Below are 17854 nucleotides of genomic sequence, written 5' to 3'. Positions count from 1 at the left end.
TCTTTTTCTCTACTTACTATTATTCGACTTTACTTGTAACTTTCCTTCTATGTATCGTAAAATTTCTGACGTTTTTTCACCGTTTGTAACATCAAACCACGTGACATCCATTTTATTACGGAACCACGTTAATTGACGCTTTGCATAACGACGCGAATTCGTCTTTAATTGTGATACCGCATCTTCTAAAGAAACTCGATTCTCAAAATAATCATAGATTTCTTTATATCCAATCGCTTGAATAGATTGACAATCTCGTATCCCTCTATTATACAGCCCTTCTACTTCCTCTAATAGGCCTTGTTCCATCATCAAATCCACTCGTAAGTTAATGCGATCGTATAGCATTTCTCGATCCATTGTCAAGCCAATTAATGAAACATCATAGAGTAACTCTTTTTCTTGTTTCTCAATTTGTTCACTCATTTTTTCACCCGACGTGTGGAAAATTTCTAACGCCCGAATGACACGTCGTACATTATTTGCGTGAATACGCTCCGCACTTTCTGGATCTACTTCTTGCAATTTTTTATGTACATATTCCACACCGCGTTCTAAAGCTAACTTTTCCATTTGCTCTCGGTATATCACATCACCAGCATCATCTGTAAACTGATAATCGAATAAAACAGATTGTATATAAAGACCGGTCCCACCAACTATAATTGGTAATTTACCACGTTCTGTAATTTCTCGAATATGCTTGCGAACACGTTCTTGAAATTCCGCGACAGAAAATGAATCTTCCGGATTTTTTATATCGATCATATAATGTGGAATTCCGTCCATCTCTGCTTTTGTTACCTTTGCAGTTCCAATATCCATCGTTCGATAGATCTGCATGGAATCACCACTAATAATTTCACCGTTCAACGCTTTGGCAAGATTGATACTTAACTTCGTCTTTCCAACAGCAGTTGGTCCAATGATGACAGCAACTTTTTCACGTTGCACTTCTCCCATATCATTCAACTCTCTTTATGTAATATACTCCATCTATTGATTATACCCAATCTTACCAATTTTAACGGCATGATTGCAAGTTCTTTCATTTCGGTACATGAAGTTATACAGAAAAAAGAACATAGTTTGTCCAATTCTGCATATACATGATAAAAATAGTTTCGAGAGGATGAGTTAACTATGAAACAATCCACCATCAATTTTTCATCTTTGACAAAAGACCTCATTTTAGCTACTTCTATAAAAGAACAAAATTGTTCACAAGAGGAATTATACTTCGCCCTAAATTGTTTACTACGGGCTTTTCATTCTACCCTCCATGAAACAACATTACATCCAGAAAATAAAAATACAGAATATATACAAACGCAATTTTGCAGTGCATATAAAATTATTACAGGTAAAACTATTTATCCATTTCAATAATCCATAAAAAGCGGCTGCTTACATAATTTCAAGCAACCGCTTTTTATATTAATATCGATAACCTATTGTATAACTTTCACTTTTACAGATTTGCGCCCCCAGCTATTAGCACTACCATCTGAACCGACTAATACATCAATACGATTTCCTTTAATCGCACCACCAGTGTCTCCAGCAATCGCTTCTCCATATCCTTCTACCCATACTTTTGATCCAAGCGGAATTACTTTCGGATCAACAGCAATTACTTTCATATTTGGATTTGCTGTTAAATCATGCCCCATTGCAGTTAATACACGACCACCATACGAACCATTCTCACTCGGATCTGCTGTATATGCCGTCGCTTCTACTGTAATTTCACGACCACCAGTAGGCGCACTTGTTTCAGTAGATTTTGCAACTGGTTTTGCAGCCGGTTTTTCTTTTACCACAGGTTTACTTGATTCTACATTCTTAATAGAATCGTTACTCTTAACAGACTCTTTATTCTTAACTACTGTATTATTTTTAACCGGCGTATTTGTTCTAGCTGGCGCTTCTTCTTGAGCTACAACCTCTTTCTTTTCGATTACAGGTGCTGTTCCTGTTAAAAATGGCACGTGAACATATCCAACTTTTCCATTGTAGTCGAATTGTAACCATTCATTTTGAACTTGATTCGTCGTTTCAATCACATCATTTTTATTAAGTTTACCTAAAATTTCAGAATCAGTATTCGCTCCAGCACGAACATTTAATACGCCCGCCGTTACATAATATGTGCTCTTTGTAAAATCGGCACTTACAAACGCTTCCTTACCGTTCAACTTAATTTTTGTCCATCCATTTTCTGTATTTATAACATCTAGTGTATTCCCACTTAACACTTTACCTACAAGCTTTGACTCTACATTTGGGTTTTCTCTAACATTTAATACGTCTGTTGTTACAATTGTTTCCGCTTTAGCAGAACCCGCAAAAATCCCAAGACCAAAAACTGCTGCTGTTGCTATACCTAATAATTTTTTCATGAATAGCCTCCATTTGCTTTGTTTTCGTATTTTCATTATAGCAACAGATTTTTAGAATTTTTAGAAATCACACAATTACAAAGCATTCGTAATATACGATTAACGAGTTGTAACATAAATTTCCATATTAATAAAATGTATTTCTCATACAATCTCCAGTGGTTTTCATATATTTTTCATATACGAGCACAAGAACTTTTTTCCAGAAAAAATTACAGTGTTACTTTTTTGTTACAAAAAAGTAACAATTCGTTACATCTTTTACCAAAAAACATCAATATTTAATTGTTAACCTATTTTTTTGTAATAAAAAGAGAGCAGCTACTAAAAGCTGCTCTCTTTTCATTTGTTATTGAACTTTCTTTTTCCAAACACCTAGCATAATAGCCGAGACAATCGTTCCAATTAATATAGAGAAAATATATAGTAACGGTTTATTTACTAACGCTATTACAAATAATCCACCATGCGGTGCTGGTAATGTAATTTGGAATAACATAGATAACGCACCTGCAATACTTGAACCAACAACACAACTTACGATTACTCGAACCGGATCTGCAGCTGCAAACGGAATCGCACCTTCTGTAATGAACGATGCTCCCATAATATAATTTGTTAAACCAGATTTACGTTCCGCTTCTGTAAACTTTGATTTAAAGAATGTAGTTGCAAATGCAATCGCAAGTGGCGGTACCATACCACCAGCCATAACTGCTGAGTGCACTCCAAAATTCTGTACTTCTATTGCAGCAATACCAAACGTAAACGCCGCTTTATTAATTGGACCACCCATATCAATTGCCATCATACCACCTAAAATAAGACCTAGTAATATAGCATTCGTACCGTATAAACCATTTAACCACCCTGTCAACATTTCATTTAATGCTACTACAGGCGGAATCACTGCTTTTTGCATTACAACTCCTGTAATCAATAATCCAAAGACTGGATATAACAAAACAGGTTTAATTCCTTCTAATTGTACTGGTAGTCCTGAAAATAATCTTTTCAACCCTAAAACAACATATCCAGCTAAGAAACCAGCAATTAATCCACCTAAAAAGCCAGCATTCGCATTCGCCGCTAAAAATCCACCTACAACACCAGGCATAAAACCAGGACGATCAGCAATAGAACTTGCAATAAATCCAGCTAAAATTGGTACAAGGAATAAAAACGCACCTGTTTTTCCTCCACCAATTGACATGAACAATTCAGCTAAAGGACCTTCCGCCTTTATACCACCAAACGAAAACGCTAGCGCTATTAAAATCCCGCCGCCAACAACGAACGGAAGCATATTACTTACGCCATTCATTAAATGCTTATAAATTCCTAATCCTTTTTCTTTTTCCGTACTTTCTGCCTTTCCATCTTCTTTTACACCTTTAAAGATTGGTGCATCTTGCTTTACAGCTCGATTAAGAAGTGTTTCCGTTTTTCTAATCCCATCAGCGACTGGTACTTGAATGACATGTTTACCAGCAAAACGATTCATTTCTACTTGTTTATCCGCCGCAACAATAATAGCTGTTGCACGTTCAATATCCTCTTTCGTTAAACCGTTTTTAATACCTGTCGATCCGTTTGTTTCAACTTTAATCGCTATTCCTAACTCTGTCGCTTTTGCTTTTAAGCTATCCGCTGCCATATATGTGTGAGCGATTCCAGTTGGACAAGCTGTAACAGCAAGTACGTACGGTTCATTTCCTTCTGGTTTTGCGACTTCAATCTCTTCTTCTTTTTCATTCTCTTTTTCATCAAATAGTTGAAGAAGCTCACTTTCATCCTTTGCTTCTAATAGTTGCTTGCGAAATCCTTCATCCATTAATAATGTCGATAAACGAGACAACGTTTCTAAATGAGTATTATTCGCTCCTTCACTTGCAGCAATCATAAAGAATAAGTGTGCTGGCTGTCCGTCAAGCGACTCATAATTGATACCGCTTACACTTCTACCAAAACAAATCGATGGTTGTTTAACAGCCTTTGTCTTCGCATGAGGTATTGCAATACCTTCCCCTATTCCAGTCGTACTTTGGGACTCCCGCTTTAAAATAGCTTCTTTAAATTCCATTTTACTATTTAAACGATTTGCCCCATTTAATTTCTCAACTAATTCATCTATGACAGCTTCTTTATTTGAAGCCGTCAAATCCATAATGACTGTATCTCTTTTTAATAGTTCTGTAATTTTCATATGTTGCTTCCCCCTATCGCTTAGCTACAATTACTTGCGACAATAATTCTTCTACTTTTTCCTTCTTACATAAATCAGCTGAAAATGCTGTTGCACTCCCTGTTGCAACGCCGTATTGAAATGCCTTTTCAATATCTTTTGTCTGTTCATATTTGCCTACAAACCCTGCAACAAGAGAATCTCCGGCCCCAACTGAATTAATTACAACACCTTTTGGAACAGTCGCTTCATATATACCTTCTGCCGTAAATAATAAAGCTCCCTCTCCAGCCATCGATACGATAACGTGTTTTATACCTTGTTCAATTAATTTTCTTCCATAAGGTAAAACGTCCTCTACTGTTGAAAGCTCCACTCCAAACAACTCACCAAGTTCATGATGGTTTGGCTTAATTAAAAATGGCTTATTTTTAATTACATGCTGCAGTGCACTTCCACTCGCATCGACTACTACTCGAATACCTTTTTCAGCTCCGAGCGCTGCGATTGATTCATAAAAGGTAGTTGGGATAGATGCAGGTACACTTCCAGCTAGCACAACGCAATCTCCCTGCTTCATACTTTCGATTTGTTTCATTAATTGTTCAAATTGCTCATTTGTCACATTAGGACCTTGCCCATTTAATTCTGTCTCTTCTTGTCCTTTTATTTTCACATTAATTCGGGAATCTCCGTCTACTTGGATGAAGTTTGTCATTACGCCTTCCGCCTGTAATACACCTTTAATAAATTGACCGGTGAATCCACCAGTAAATCCAAGTGCTATATTTTCCACACCTAAACGATGGAGAACGCGAGAAACATTAATCCCTTTTCCTCCAGGAAACTTCATATCTTTCTCTGCTCGATTGACTGCGCCTAAATCAAAGGAATTAACTTGTACTACATAATCAATAGATGGGTTTAAAGTAACTGTATAGATCATTGTTTATCAGCCTCAATTACATTGGTTTGTCTTTTATATTTTTCTAAATCAATTTCTAAATGGTTTGTAATAATATTTGCTTCTTCAACATTTGCAATTTTCGCAAATGCAACTTCTGAAAACTTACTTTCATCAATTAAGAAATATCCTTCGTTTGCTAATGTTAATGCCATTTGTTTTAAGAGCGCTTCTTCTGGATCTGGCGTTGTAAAGCCAAGCTGTTCATGTACACCATTTGCACCTAAAAAACATTTATCAAAACGATACTTCTGCATACTTTCCTGTGCCATAGCACCGATTAAAGCTTTCGTCCTACTCTTCATCATTCCACCTAGTAAATACGCACGAATATTATTTTCAACTAAAGCTTCAATATGCATAAGTCCATTCGTAACGACAGTCACATCTTTATTTATTAAAAATGGAATCATTTCAAATGTTGTACTTCCTGCATCTAAATAAATACAATCACCTTGTTCAATAACGCTAGCCGCATAATTAGCAATTTGTTGTTTTATTTGAATGTTTTTGGATGATTTTTCAACCATCGTTGGTTCTTGCCCTTTTCCTGTTAAAACAGCGGCACCACCATGAACTCTTTTTAATAACCTTTGCTTTTCCAATTGTGCTAAATCACGGCGAATTGTCGACTCAGAGCTTTCTGTTCTTTCAACTAATTGCTGTAATTTTACAACTTTCTGTTCTTTTACAAGTTGCAATATCATTTGATGACGTTCAGGAGTTAACATTTTATTCACCTCTTCTTTGATTACAGTATAATGAAAACGGTCACAAAAATCAACCACAAACAATCAAAAATAATCAAAAACACCCATAAACATTTATAAACAGCAAAAAGAAACCTATTCGATTAAACAATCAAATAGGTTTCTTTTCTAAATTCACTTATAAAGAAGCTTTATATATACTTAAAACATCATCTTTATTTAATTTTTTAAAGTTACCAAATTCACCATACGCCATCGCTTTATTAGCCATTATATCAATTTCATTTTCTCCAATACCGTAATCAGCTAATGTTGCTGGCGCTTCAATTGAAGTCCAAAATTGACGCAGTGCCTTAATTCCTTCTAAAGCCACTTCTTTATCTGTTTTGCCATCTGTTTCTATATCAAATACACGAACAGCGAACTGTTTAAAACGACTTACATTTTCCTCTACAACATGTTTCATCCAGTTCGGGAATAAAATTGCAAGGCCACCCCCGTGTGGTATATCATGAACAGCAGAAACTGCATGCTCAATATTATGAGTCGCCCAATCTCCTTTTACTCCCATCGCTAAAATGCCGTTTAACGCCATAGTACCACAATATAAAATAGTTTCTCTATGCTCATAATTTTCTAAATCACTTAAAAGCTTAGGTGCTGTCTCAATTACTGTTTTTAAAACAGCTTCACAATAACGATCTTGTAGTTCTGTATTCGTTCCATGATGGAAATATTGTTCTAATACGTGCGACATAATATCTACCATACCGTAAATTGTTTGATCTTTCGGTACAGAAGTAGTATGAACTGGATCTAAAATTGAAAACTGCGGGAAAGTAACTGGGCTACCCCATCCATACTTTTCATTCGTTTCCCAGTTTGTAATTACCGAGCCTGCATTCATTTCAGATCCTGTTGCTGCAAGAGTAAGTACAGTACCAAATGGTAATGCCTCATTAGCAAATGTTTTTTTCGTTACAATATCCCATACATCTCCATCGTACTTACTACCAGCTGCAATTGCCTTCGTACAGTCGATCACACTTCCTCCACCAACTGCTAAAATAAATTCAACACCATTTTCTTTACAAATTTGAATCCCTTTCTTTACAGTTGATACACGTGGATTCGGTTCAACACCTGTCAATTCAAATACTTCTGCATTTATATCCTTTAAAATAGAAATTACATTATCATAAATACCGTTTCTTTTAATGCTGCCTCCCCCGTATACGAGAAGAACTTTTTTACCGAACTGTGGAATTTCAGTTTTTAACTGCTCTAATTGACCTTTACCGAAAATAAGTTTCGTTGGATTACGAAATACAAAATTTTGCATATTCCTTTACCATCCCTTCTATATGAAAAGCAACTATACTTTTGTATACCATATTTTTTTCATTTCACAAAAATATTTGCTTAATAAAAAAATCCCAGCCTACAGGCTGAGATTTTTTATTGGTAATAAGGTGAGATCATTAAGTAAACAATAACACCAGATAAACTTACATATAACCAAATCGGCATCGTCCAACGTACAATTTTACGATGACGTGTTAATTGATTTGTAAAACCAAATACAAGTGCAAACAATGCAAGCGGTACAATAATTGCCGCCAGGATAATATGTGTAATTAAAATGATGAAATACACATATTTAATGAATCCTTCTCCGCCAAAATGTGTTGCTGGCGCTAAGTAATGATAAGATAAATAAGAAACACAAAATAGCAACGTCGTTGTAAATGCTGCCAGGATGAAACCACGGTGCATTTTCACATTCTTCTTAATAATAGAGTATAGAGCTGCTAATAAGAATACGAACGTAAAGCTATTAAAAATTGCATTTAACATTGGTAAAATTGTTACATCAAAATGTAATTCTCCTTCATAGCCAACAGGTCCAAAGAACAAAAATAAAATAATCGCATTTACAATTACAGAAAGCGTTATCACAATAGGAGCATAGCTTTTCTGATTTGTTGATTGATCCACCAAAATGGTCACTCCCTCTTCCTTCAAATATGTATACGTAACCTCACTATTTTAACATACTATTCACAGTGTAAATGTGACAATAGTTTGACACAGCAAGATAAGACAAAGAAAAAATCCTTCTTAATAAAACTTCTTAAGAAGGATTTTATCGCTTTATTATTCAAATAGCAACGCGATTAGTTTTTGTTAAAAAATGTATCGCTATATGCTTGAAAAATTTCAGACACTTGATATCCCATTAAAGAAATTGCTGTTAATGAAAAGAAACCAATCATAAGAAATCGAAACCACATATAAATCTCCTCCTTGTATTTAGCTTAAAAAACATTCGCTATATTACAAGTTGAGTGGCACTCTTCATCGTCACTTTCCTTTTTCCTTACAATTGCTGTAATAAATCGAATCATAAAGAAAATAACAAAAGGAATTTGTTCGTAATTCACATTGGCATAGTTTAGCAACGGCTCGCGCTGCATATCGAACGGGGATGAGAAGGAATAGAACATACCTTGCTCTTCCATATATACAATTACAATTTTCATGCAAAATACGATTCCTAGAAACGAAACAATATCTTGCCATTCTGTCGTATATAACAGGTTATACAGCTCTAATACGTACTCTTCCATTATCATCCCCCCCTTCCTTTTTTACCATTTTGCTCGCCTTCGTATAAAAAGTCAAGAAAAAAGTTTATATCCACTATGACAATAGTAATTACTTGTTTCTATGATTATATATGATTCTTTTATAGCAATGACTGGGTGTAACTCTCTTCGAAAATTAGAAAATTAGAAAATTAGAATCGAACAGATTCCTCATTCTTACTTTTAGGATTCAAAACTGTGCTATTTTTATTTCTATTAAAAATAAAATAAGAAAGTATGATAAGAACAGTAACAAACATTGTTAAAAGTGCTTGTGAACGTAAAGTATCAATTGCGAACATCGCAACTAAAACTGCTATAATAGCAACAATTGTAACATACGTTACATACGGAAAAAGCCACATTTTCACTTTCAAATTTTGTTGTTCCACTTTCCCCATTTTTTTACGCATCTTTAAATGCGAAACTGCAATAACGAGATAAACTAGTAACGCAATCCCGCCAGATGCATTCACTAAAAACAAAAAGACTTTATCTGGAGAAATGTAACTAAACACAACGCCAATATAAGCGAAGAAAGTTCCAAATAAAACGGCCCGAACTGGAACACCACTACTGTTCAATTTCAAAAACGCCTTTGGAGCATCTCCTCTTTCTGCCATCGAAAAAAGCATTCTTGAGTTTGTATATAAACCCGAATTTAAACAAGAGAGTACAGCTGTTAAAACGATAAAATTCATAATTTGTGCCGCAGCTGGTATTCCTATATGTTCAAGTACAGCTACAAATGGACTTTTTAATATGTTTGCTGAATTCCATGGCAGTAGCGTAACAACTACCGCTATAGACCCAATAAAAAATACAAGAATACGCCAAATCACACTGTTTGTTGCTGTTTTTACTGCTTTTACAGGTTCTGCAGATTCACCTGCGGCTACCGCTACAATTTCTGATCCCATAAATGAAAATATAACGACAGTAATTCCAAGCAGTACCGAACTTATACCGTTTGGCATAAATCCACCTTGTCCAATTAAATTCGAAGTGCCGGGTGCTTCTGTTCCTGGAACAAATCCTAAAATAACAGCAAGACCTAGACAAAGGAACAAAACAATACTTATTACTTTAATAAAAGAAAACCAATATTCAAACTCTCCAAATGATTTCACCGAAAAAACGTTCGTCAGCGTTAATAAAATTGTTAATATTAAACTTAATAACCAAAGCGGTATTTGTGGAATCCAATATTGGATAATACCAGCACCTGCTGTGGCTTCTATTGCAATAACAATTACCCAAAAAAACCAGTATAACCAGCCTATTGTATAACCCGCCCAAGGACCAATCGCTTCTCTTGCATACGTTGCAAATGAACCACTTGTCGGATTAACAGCTGCCATTTCTCCTAGCATTCTCATGACGAAAATGACTAGAAGTCCTGCTAATGCATATGAAACGATAGAACCTGGTCCTGCCGAATGTACAACTGCACCACTTCCAACAAACAAACCAGCCCCTATTACACCGCCAATTGAAATCATTGTAATGTGGCGTATTTTGAGGTCTTTCTTTAGATTTTTATCCAAATCTTGTACATCCCCTTCCAAACTAAATTTTGAAATTTATGTAAGAGTACTGTGCGAAAGATTTTGTCCTATACTTTAAAATATATCAAAATATTCTGAATTCAACAATTAAAATTCAACCTCCTTCAAAAATTATTACATTAGGTTTAATACTTTCCCATACACAATTGTTGAGAAAATTATAGTCCCTTTACAAAAGAAAGAATTTTCAGATATTATTAAATAAACAAGATTATACATCTAGACAACTTTTTGTATAGGAGTGTTGATATGTTAAACAAGTTCAAATTTTTTTGTTGTATTTTAGTAATGTTCTTACTTCTACCGTTATCCCCTTTCCAAGCACAAGCAGCAAACAATTTAGGTTCAAAATTACTCGTTGGATACTGGCATAATTTTGATAACGGTACTGGCATTATTAAATTAAAAGACGTTTCACCAAAATGGGATGTAATCAATGTATCTTTTGGTGAAACTGGTGGTGATCGTTCCACTGTTGAATTTTCTCCTGTGTATGGTACAGATGCAGAATTCAAATCAGATATTTCTTATTTAAAAAGTAAAGGAAAGAAAATAGTTCTTTCAATAGGTGGACAAAATGGGGTCGTTTTACTTCCTGACAATGCCGCTAAGGATCGTTTTATTAATTCCATACAATCTCTGATCGATAAATACGGTTTTGACGGAATAGATATTGACCTTGAATCAGGTATTTACTTAAACGGAAATGACACTAACTTCAAAAACCCAACTACCCCTCAAATCGTAAATCTTATTTCAGCTATTCGAACAATCTCAGATCATTATGGTCCAGATTTTCTATTAAGCATGGCCCCTGAAACAGCTTATGTTCAAGGCGGATATAGCGCATATGGAAGCATATGGGGTGCATATTTACCAATTATTTACGGAGTGAAAGATAAACTAACATACATTCACGTTCAACACTACAACGCTGGTAGCGGGATTGGAATGGACGGTAATAACTACAATCAAGGTACTGCAGACTACGAGGTCGCTATGGCAGATATGCTCTTACATGGTTTTCCTGTAGGTGGTAATGCAAATAACATTTTCCCAGCTCTTCGTTCAGATCAAGTCATGATTGGGCTTCCAGCAGCACCAGCGGCAGCTCCAAGTGGTGGATACATTTCGCCAACTGAAATGAAAAAAGCTTTAAATTATATCATTAAAGGAGTTCCATTCGGAGGAAAGTATAAACTTTCTAACCAGAGTGGCTATCCTGCATTCCGCGGCCTAATGTCTTGGTCTATTAATTGGGATGCAAAAAACAACTTTGAATTCTCTAGTAACTATAGAACATATTTTGATGGTCTTTCCTTGCAAAAATAACAAAGTAAAACTATAATTAGCCCTCATCAATCGGACATTTATGGGCAATCAATGCAGGATAAAAACAACAATAGGTCCCTTTATAGGTCCTATTGTTGTTTTTTACTTATGAAAATTACTTTGTCACATCTAAAGTTTTAAGAAACTCTTTTCCATCGACCAACATCGCACGTTCCTTGGAATCATATTGTTAAATATTCTAGTTACTATTTTGCTTCAACACAAAAATTGAAAGCTCAGGTACACTACAAAATCTAACAGGCATCCTAGTAGTCCCAATGCCACGATTTACATATAAATATAACGGCTTACTCTTCCCCTCTACTTCATACATACCTTCAACGTAGTGCTCAGCTAGTTTGGTAGTAATTAACGGACCTACAAAAGGAATTTGGACTTGTCCTCCGTGACTATGTCCTGACAGTTGAAGATCAACTGGGTAACGATTTATTTTGGTTACAACATCCGGCTCATGTACTAATAACATGTTGAAATCATTTTGTTTCAAGTTTTTTAAAGTTGAATCTATTTGCGGCTTCCCTAATAGAAAATCATCCAAACCTGATATTATAATATATTTGCCGTTTTCCACTTTAATTTTCTGCACTTCATTTACTAATACAGAAAAACCAGCTTCTTCCATATATTTTTTGTAAAATAAACTACCGCCCCCGCCCCTATCATGATTCCCAAACACAGCATATTTCCCTAAGGGAGCGTAAATTTTCTGCAAAATAACCTTCGCTTCTTCTCTTTCCGCACTATAAGACCCAAATTTATCTATTAAATCTCCGGTAAAAACTACTATATCTGGATGTAATTCATTCATCTTCTCCACTAAATGTTCAAGTTGTTTCAGTGTAAACTCTGGTCCTAAATGTACATCTGAAAACTGCAATATTTTTTTATTATTAAACTCTTTAGGAATTGTAGAAGCTTCTATTTCATTCCACGTAACTGTTACTAGTTTTCGTTCTATTTCTGTCCCATAATAATACAAACTTACTGGTATCATTAATATACTTATAAAACTAATAATAAATATCTTTACGATTGATTTTTTTCGTTCTTTTTTTACATGATTCGTATTCATGTTTTCACCTCTAGAAACACTTTAAATCCTTATTGTTACATTCATGTGACAACATGAACAATGTTATCAATATGTAATTCCCTCTCTATTCACTTTGACAATTTTATACAGAAGTCATAACATATTTTTATAATACATAGATTTTCGAAATTTTTTCTATTCATTCCATCATTTTATTACGGAGGGGTTATTCATGTCTGTATTTACACCAGAAGAAATTACGGAACTTGCTGCTAATTCCGGAAGAAAAAAAGCTCATTTATCATTACTCCCTATGTTAATTCTCGGTTTTTTTGGCGGTGCTTTTATAGCATTAGGGTATTTACTCGATATTCATGTTATTGGAACAATGCCAAAGGCTTGGGGATCATTTACTAGTTTTCTAGGCGCTGCTGTATTCCCTATTGGCCTTATTCTCGTTATTCTTGCAGGCGGTGAACTAGTAACTGGTAACATGATGACAGTTTCTATGGCCTGGCTTCAAAAGAAAATTACTTTATTTTATTTCATACGAAATTTAGTTATTGTTACATTTAGCAATTTCATAGGGGCTGTATTTGTAGCCTACTTTTTCGGTCATATCGTTGGCTTAACTGAAGGAGCTTTTTTAGCAAAAACTATTTCTATCGCTCAAGCGAAACTACAAGATACACCATTGCAAGCATTTATTTCTGCAATCGGATGTAATTGGCTCGTTTGTTTAGCTGTTTGGCTCAGTATGGGAAGTAAAGAATTTATCGGAAAGATTATCGGTATTTGGTTCCCGGTTATGACTTTTGTTGCGATTGGATTTCAACACGTTGTAGCCAATATGTTTGTCATCCCAGCCGCCATTTTTGCCGGTCATTTCACTTGGGCTGAATATTTTCCAAACTTTATTTTTGTTTTCTTTGGAAATTTAGTAGGAGGTATGTTATTTGTAGCACTACCTTACTTCATATCTTATAATAAGAAACTACCTGCTCATCAAGAGAAGACTGAAATGAAGAACAAATCTCTGTCCGCTTAAATGGAATGTCTATAAAGTGCCCTAAAAAATATTACAAATTTCATTTTTTTTGCGAATATATGTACGTACACTTGTTCTCGAATGTTTTATACGTTATAATAACAACTTAAATAGCATTATTTACATATGAGGTGAAAAACATGAACAAAACAGAATTAATTAAAAACGTAGCACAAAATGCTGAGATTTCTCAAAAAGAAGCTACTGTAGTTGTACAAACTGTAGTAGAATCAATCACTAACACTTTAGCTGCTGGTGAAAAAGTACAACTTATCGGATTCGGTACATTCGAAGTTCGTGAAAGAGCTGCTCGTACAGGCCGTAACCCACAAACTGGTGAAGAAATGCAAATCGCAGCTTCTAAAGTACCTGCTTTCAAAGCTGGTAAAGAACTAAAAGAAGCTGTAAAATAATGAAAAATATCCTTCTCATTTATGAGAAGGATATTTTTTTCATAACATAATTAATAAAAATCTGACCATTATGTTGTTTCTTTTGTTCTTTTATGCAAATAAAACCTTTACTTTCAAAAAAAGGTTTTGCGGTAATGCTCGCCTCTGTATATATCTCCCTATGCCCTAGGTTCACTGCTTCTTTTTCTAACTTCTGTAGTATGTATGAAGCGACTCTTTTCCCTTGATAATCTTTATGCGTAAATAAACGATCTACGTAACGATCATCGTTATAATCCCCAAACCCCACAATCACACCTTTATGATCCGCTACATAGCTAATATTCTTTTCTAAAGACTGTAACCAATTTTCTCTATCTAGTTGCTCCGGTGCCCACGCCTGTAGCTGTAACTCATTATAATCTTTTGCATTAACCGTATGAACTGTTTCATAGAACAATTGTAATACTTGATCTAAATCTTCTTTCTGGAATGTTCTAATTATAATATCTTTTAACATATATAAGTCTCCTTACGAAACTACCTCTTAACTTTTCTACTACATACGATTCTATATTTCTACTTTATTATATCGTTTTAATTTCTATACGAACAAAAAAAACAATACTTATTCAAAGTATTGTTTTTTAATTCTATTCAATTACTTAATGTAGCTCTTTAAGATTTTAATTTAACTCTTTGTAATCGTAATGCATTTAATACAACGGATACAGAACTAAATGCCATCGCTGCTCCAGCAACCCAAGGGGCTAAGAAACCTAATGCCGCAATTGGAATTCCTAACGCGTTATAAGCTAATGCCCAGAATAAATTTTGTTTAATATTTCTTATCGTCATTTTACTCATAAAGATCGCATCAGCAATACTATTTAAGTCACCGCGGATTAACGTTATATCCGCTGCTTCCATCGCTACATCCGTTCCCGTTCCAATTGCCATACCAATGTTCGCTGTAGCAAGAGCAGGAGCATCATTTATCCCGTCTCCAACCATCGCTACTTTCTTACCATTTGCTTGCAGTTTTTTCACTTCTTCTGCTTTTCCTTCTGGCAATACTTCTGCAATTACGTGATCAATACCAACTTGCTTTGCAATTGCCTGAGCAGTTTGTGTATTATCTCCTGTAATCATCACAACGTCTAGACCCATTTTTTTCAGTCTTGCGATAGCTGCTTTTGAAGTATCTTTTACAGTATCTGCAACGGCAACTATACCAGCATATTCTTTATCGATTGCAATAAGCATTGCTGTTTTTCCTTCTCGTTCTTGCGCTTCCATTGATTTAGAAACTTCTTCAATATCAATATTGAATTTCTTCATTAATCGACGTGTACCAATTAATAAGTGTTTTCCTTCTACAACTGATTCGATACCAAATCCCGGAATCGCTTCAAACGTTTCTGAACTTGGGATATCAATTTTCTTTTCTTTAATTCCTTCTACAATCGCTTCTGCAAGTGGATGTTCAGAATTTCTTTCTGCTGCCCCTACTAATCTAAGCAGTTCATTTTCATTGAATCCATCTGCTACAATTACATCTGTTAACACCGGCTTCCCATTTGTCACTGTACCCGTTTTATCTAAAATAACCGTATCTAATCGGTGCGTTGCTTCTAAATGCTCTCCACCTTTAAATAAAATACCATACTCTGCTGATCTTCCTGATCCTGCCATAATAGATGTAGGCGTTGCAAGACCTAATGCACATGGACAAGCGATAACAAGTACTGCTATCATTTTCTCAAGTGCTCCGCCAAAATCACCAGGTGTAACAAATATCATCCATACTGCAAATGTGATAATCGCAATCACAACTACAACCGGTACGAAAATACCTGAAATTTGATCTGCTACCCTTTGAATAGGAGCTTTTGAACCTTGTGCCTCTTCTACTACTTTAATAATTTGAGCTAATGCAGTATCTCTTCCTACTTTAGTTGCTTTCACTTTTAAAAATCCATTTTTATTTATTGTCGAACCTATTACTACATCCCCAATTGACTTATCAACAGGAATACTTTCACCCGTTAACATCGATTCATCAATTGCTGACTTTCCTTCTACAATCTCACCATCTACTGGTATTTTTTCACCAGGCTTTACATAGACGATATCACCAGCTACTACTTCTTCAATCAAAATTTTTATTTCTGTTCCATCTCGCACAACTGTAGCTGTCTTCGCTTGTAAACCCATCAATTTTTTAATTGCTTCTGATGAGCGCCCTTTTGCTTTCGCTTCAAATAATTTACCTAAAATAATTAATGTAATAAGTACCGCACTCGTTTCAAAATATAAATCTGTCATATGTTTCGAAGAACCAATAGATTGAATACTTAAATATACACTATAGAAATACGCGGCCGACGTTCCAAGTGCCACGAGAACATCCATATTCGCACTTTTATTACGTAACGCTTTATAAGCTCCAACATAAAACTGTCCACCAATGATAAATTGAACAGGGGTTGCAAGTGCTAGTTGCACCCAAGGGCTCATTAACATATCCGGTAAATAAATAAACGACGTAAATGAGAAATGACTAACCATTGCCCACAATAATGGGAAAGATAAAATAAACGAAATAATAAACTTCTTCTTTTGTCTTTCAATTTCTTGTAATCGATGATCAGTTGATGCATCTTGATTATCTGGTTTCACTTCTAATTTATATCCTAGCTTCGTAATCGCACTCTTCATTTCATTTACATTAACTTCATCAGGATTAAAGTCTACTGTAGCTGATTCTAAAGCAAAATTTACTGTCGCTTTGTTCACACCATCTAACTTATTTAAGCGCTTTTCAACTCTATTTGCACATGCTGCACATGTCATTCCTGAAACAGTAAATTCAGCTTTATCACTTACAATTCCATATCCTAACGATTCAACTTTTTCTTTAAACTGTTGCGGATTTGTTTTAGTTGGATCGTACATTATTTTTGTTTTTTCAAGTGCAAAATTTACATTCGCCTCATGAACACCTTCTACTTTTTTTAGACCTTTTTCAATTCTATTTGCACATGCCGCACATGTCATTCCTGATATTTGAAGATTGGCCTCTTTTTTTTCATTCATGTCTCTCACCTCTATATACCCTTATGAGGTATAATTATTAGCAAAATAAATCGTACTTCATTTAAAGTACGATTTATTTCCATATCTAAAAATAATTATTGAACATCGTATCCTTGGTCTTCGATTACAGCAACGATATCTTTTAATGTTACGGCAGACGAGTCGATAGTAACTTCAACAGTTCCTTCTGCTAATTGAACCTTCACTTGTTCAACACCGTTTAGCTCTTTCACACTGCTTTCGATAGCATTTACACAATGTCCACAAGACATACCTTCAACCTGTAATGTTAACTGTTCCATTTAAAATCCTCCTCTTGTTTATTCATTGTTTGTTAATCACAATTACATCTTACCATACCCCCCTAAGGTAATCAATGGTTTTATATCATGATTTTTCAATTATTTTCTAAAAGTTTATTTTACACACACTTTTTCACATCAATACGCCGA

At 34.9% G+C, this 17854-nt stretch carries 17 protein-coding genes; 4 read left to right on the top strand and 13 right to left on the bottom strand.

What is annotated here, in order from left to right; genetic code table 11:
- Positions 1-9: 9 nt before the first annotated feature.
- Positions 10-963: a tRNA (adenosine(37)-N6)-dimethylallyltransferase MiaA gene (gene miaA, locus ACS2CR_RS04560; RefSeq protein ID WP_000504957.1), complete on the bottom strand. Its 954-nt coding sequence runs from the start codon at positions 961-963 to the stop codon at positions 10-12.
- A gap of 180 nt (positions 964-1143) precedes the next feature.
- Here miaA and ACS2CR_RS04555 point away from each other — a divergent pair, with 180 nt between their 5' ends.
- Positions 1144-1389 carry a hypothetical protein gene (locus tag ACS2CR_RS04555; protein ID WP_000814426.1) on the top strand — a complete coding sequence of 82 codons (246 nt, stop codon included), beginning with the start codon at positions 1144-1146 and terminating at the stop codon, positions 1387-1389.
- A gap of 62 nt (positions 1390-1451) precedes the next feature.
- Here ACS2CR_RS04555 and entD read toward each other — a convergent pair whose 3' ends face one another.
- The 8 genes from entD to gabP all read right to left on the bottom strand — a co-directional run bounded on the left by entD (position 1452) and on the right by gabP (position 10456).
- Positions 1452-2402 carry a cell wall-binding protein EntD gene (gene entD, locus ACS2CR_RS04550; protein WP_000734613.1) on the bottom strand — a complete coding sequence of 317 codons (951 nt, stop codon included), beginning with the start codon at positions 2400-2402 and terminating at the stop codon, positions 1452-1454.
- A gap of 349 nt (positions 2403-2751) precedes the next feature.
- A complete protein-coding gene (locus ACS2CR_RS04545; RefSeq protein WP_153602382.1) occupies positions 2752-4608 on the bottom strand; it encodes a PTS fructose transporter subunit IIABC in 1857 nt (618 codons plus the stop codon).
- 13 nt (positions 4609-4621) lie between these two features.
- The gene (pfkB, locus tag ACS2CR_RS04540; protein WP_000640830.1) at positions 4622-5533 is read right to left on the bottom strand and encodes a 1-phosphofructokinase; all 912 of its coding nucleotides are present in this window, start codon (positions 5531-5533) and stop codon (positions 4622-4624) included.
- Positions 5530-6282 carry a DeoR/GlpR family DNA-binding transcription regulator gene (locus ACS2CR_RS04535; protein WP_000957286.1) on the bottom strand — a complete coding sequence of 251 codons (753 nt, stop codon included), beginning with the start codon at positions 6280-6282 and terminating at the stop codon, positions 5530-5532. The genes pfkB and ACS2CR_RS04535 overlap by 4 nt, the downstream gene beginning before the upstream one ends.
- Positions 6283-6439: 157 nt before the next feature.
- Complete coding sequence (locus ACS2CR_RS04530) at positions 6440-7603, bottom strand: iron-containing alcohol dehydrogenase (RefSeq protein WP_053513883.1); 1164 nt, start codon at positions 7601-7603, stop codon at positions 6440-6442.
- Between the two features lie 116 nt (positions 7604-7719).
- Positions 7720-8262 carry a DUF420 domain-containing protein gene (locus ACS2CR_RS04525; RefSeq protein WP_000228314.1) on the bottom strand — a complete coding sequence of 181 codons (543 nt, stop codon included), beginning with the start codon at positions 8260-8262 and terminating at the stop codon, positions 7720-7722.
- A gap of 317 nt (positions 8263-8579) precedes the next feature.
- Entirely contained in the window at positions 8580-8897 is a 318-nt protein-coding gene (locus ACS2CR_RS04520; protein WP_103595474.1) for a hypothetical protein, read from the bottom strand.
- 164 nt (positions 8898-9061) lie between these two features.
- Positions 9062-10456 (bottom strand): GABA permease, encoded by a 1395-nt coding sequence (gabP, locus tag ACS2CR_RS04515; protein ID WP_000360110.1) that lies wholly within the window; start codon positions 10454-10456, stop codon positions 9062-9064.
- A gap of 270 nt (positions 10457-10726) precedes the next feature.
- Here gabP and ACS2CR_RS04510 point away from each other — a divergent pair, with 270 nt between their 5' ends.
- The gene (locus tag ACS2CR_RS04510) at positions 10727-11809 is read left to right on the top strand and encodes a chitinase (protein WP_000932439.1); all 1083 of its coding nucleotides are present in this window, start codon (positions 10727-10729) and stop codon (positions 11807-11809) included.
- Positions 11810-12008: 199 nt separating this feature from the next.
- Here ACS2CR_RS04510 and ACS2CR_RS04505 read toward each other — a convergent pair whose 3' ends face one another.
- Complete coding sequence (locus ACS2CR_RS04505) at positions 12009-12902, bottom strand: metallophosphoesterase (RefSeq protein WP_153602383.1); 894 nt, start codon at positions 12900-12902, stop codon at positions 12009-12011.
- A 193-nt stretch (positions 12903-13095) separates the two neighbouring features.
- Between ACS2CR_RS04505 and ACS2CR_RS04500 the strand changes: the two genes are divergently transcribed.
- Positions 13096-13911, top strand: a complete 816-nt coding sequence (locus tag ACS2CR_RS04500; RefSeq protein WP_000110530.1) for a formate/nitrite transporter family protein — start codon at positions 13096-13098, stop codon at positions 13909-13911.
- Between the two features lie 140 nt (positions 13912-14051).
- Positions 14052-14324 carry an HU family DNA-binding protein gene (locus ACS2CR_RS04495; protein WP_001043904.1) on the top strand — a complete coding sequence of 91 codons (273 nt, stop codon included), beginning with the start codon at positions 14052-14054 and terminating at the stop codon, positions 14322-14324.
- 19 nt (positions 14325-14343) lie between these two features.
- Here ACS2CR_RS04495 and ACS2CR_RS04490 read toward each other — a convergent pair whose 3' ends face one another.
- The 3 genes from ACS2CR_RS04490 to copZ all read right to left on the bottom strand — a co-directional run bounded on the left by ACS2CR_RS04490 (position 14344) and on the right by copZ (position 17704).
- Positions 14344-14823 carry a GNAT family N-acetyltransferase gene (locus tag ACS2CR_RS04490; protein WP_000910155.1) on the bottom strand — a complete coding sequence of 160 codons (480 nt, stop codon included), beginning with the start codon at positions 14821-14823 and terminating at the stop codon, positions 14344-14346.
- Positions 14824-14981: 158 nt separating this feature from the next.
- The gene (locus ACS2CR_RS04485) at positions 14982-17402 is read right to left on the bottom strand and encodes a heavy metal translocating P-type ATPase (protein WP_016111201.1); all 2421 of its coding nucleotides are present in this window, start codon (positions 17400-17402) and stop codon (positions 14982-14984) included.
- Between the two features lie 95 nt (positions 17403-17497).
- A complete protein-coding gene (gene copZ / locus ACS2CR_RS04480; RefSeq protein WP_000436973.1) occupies positions 17498-17704 on the bottom strand; it encodes a copper chaperone CopZ in 207 nt (68 codons plus the stop codon).
- Positions 17705-17854: the final 150 nt, after the last annotated feature.

It is taken from the genome of Bacillus cereus group sp. BceL291 (genome assembly GCF_051776705.1).
Classification (GTDB): domain Bacteria; phylum Bacillota; class Bacilli; order Bacillales; family Bacillaceae_G; genus Bacillus_A; species Bacillus_A cereus.
This window is presented reverse-complemented; position numbering and strand designations above follow the sequence as displayed.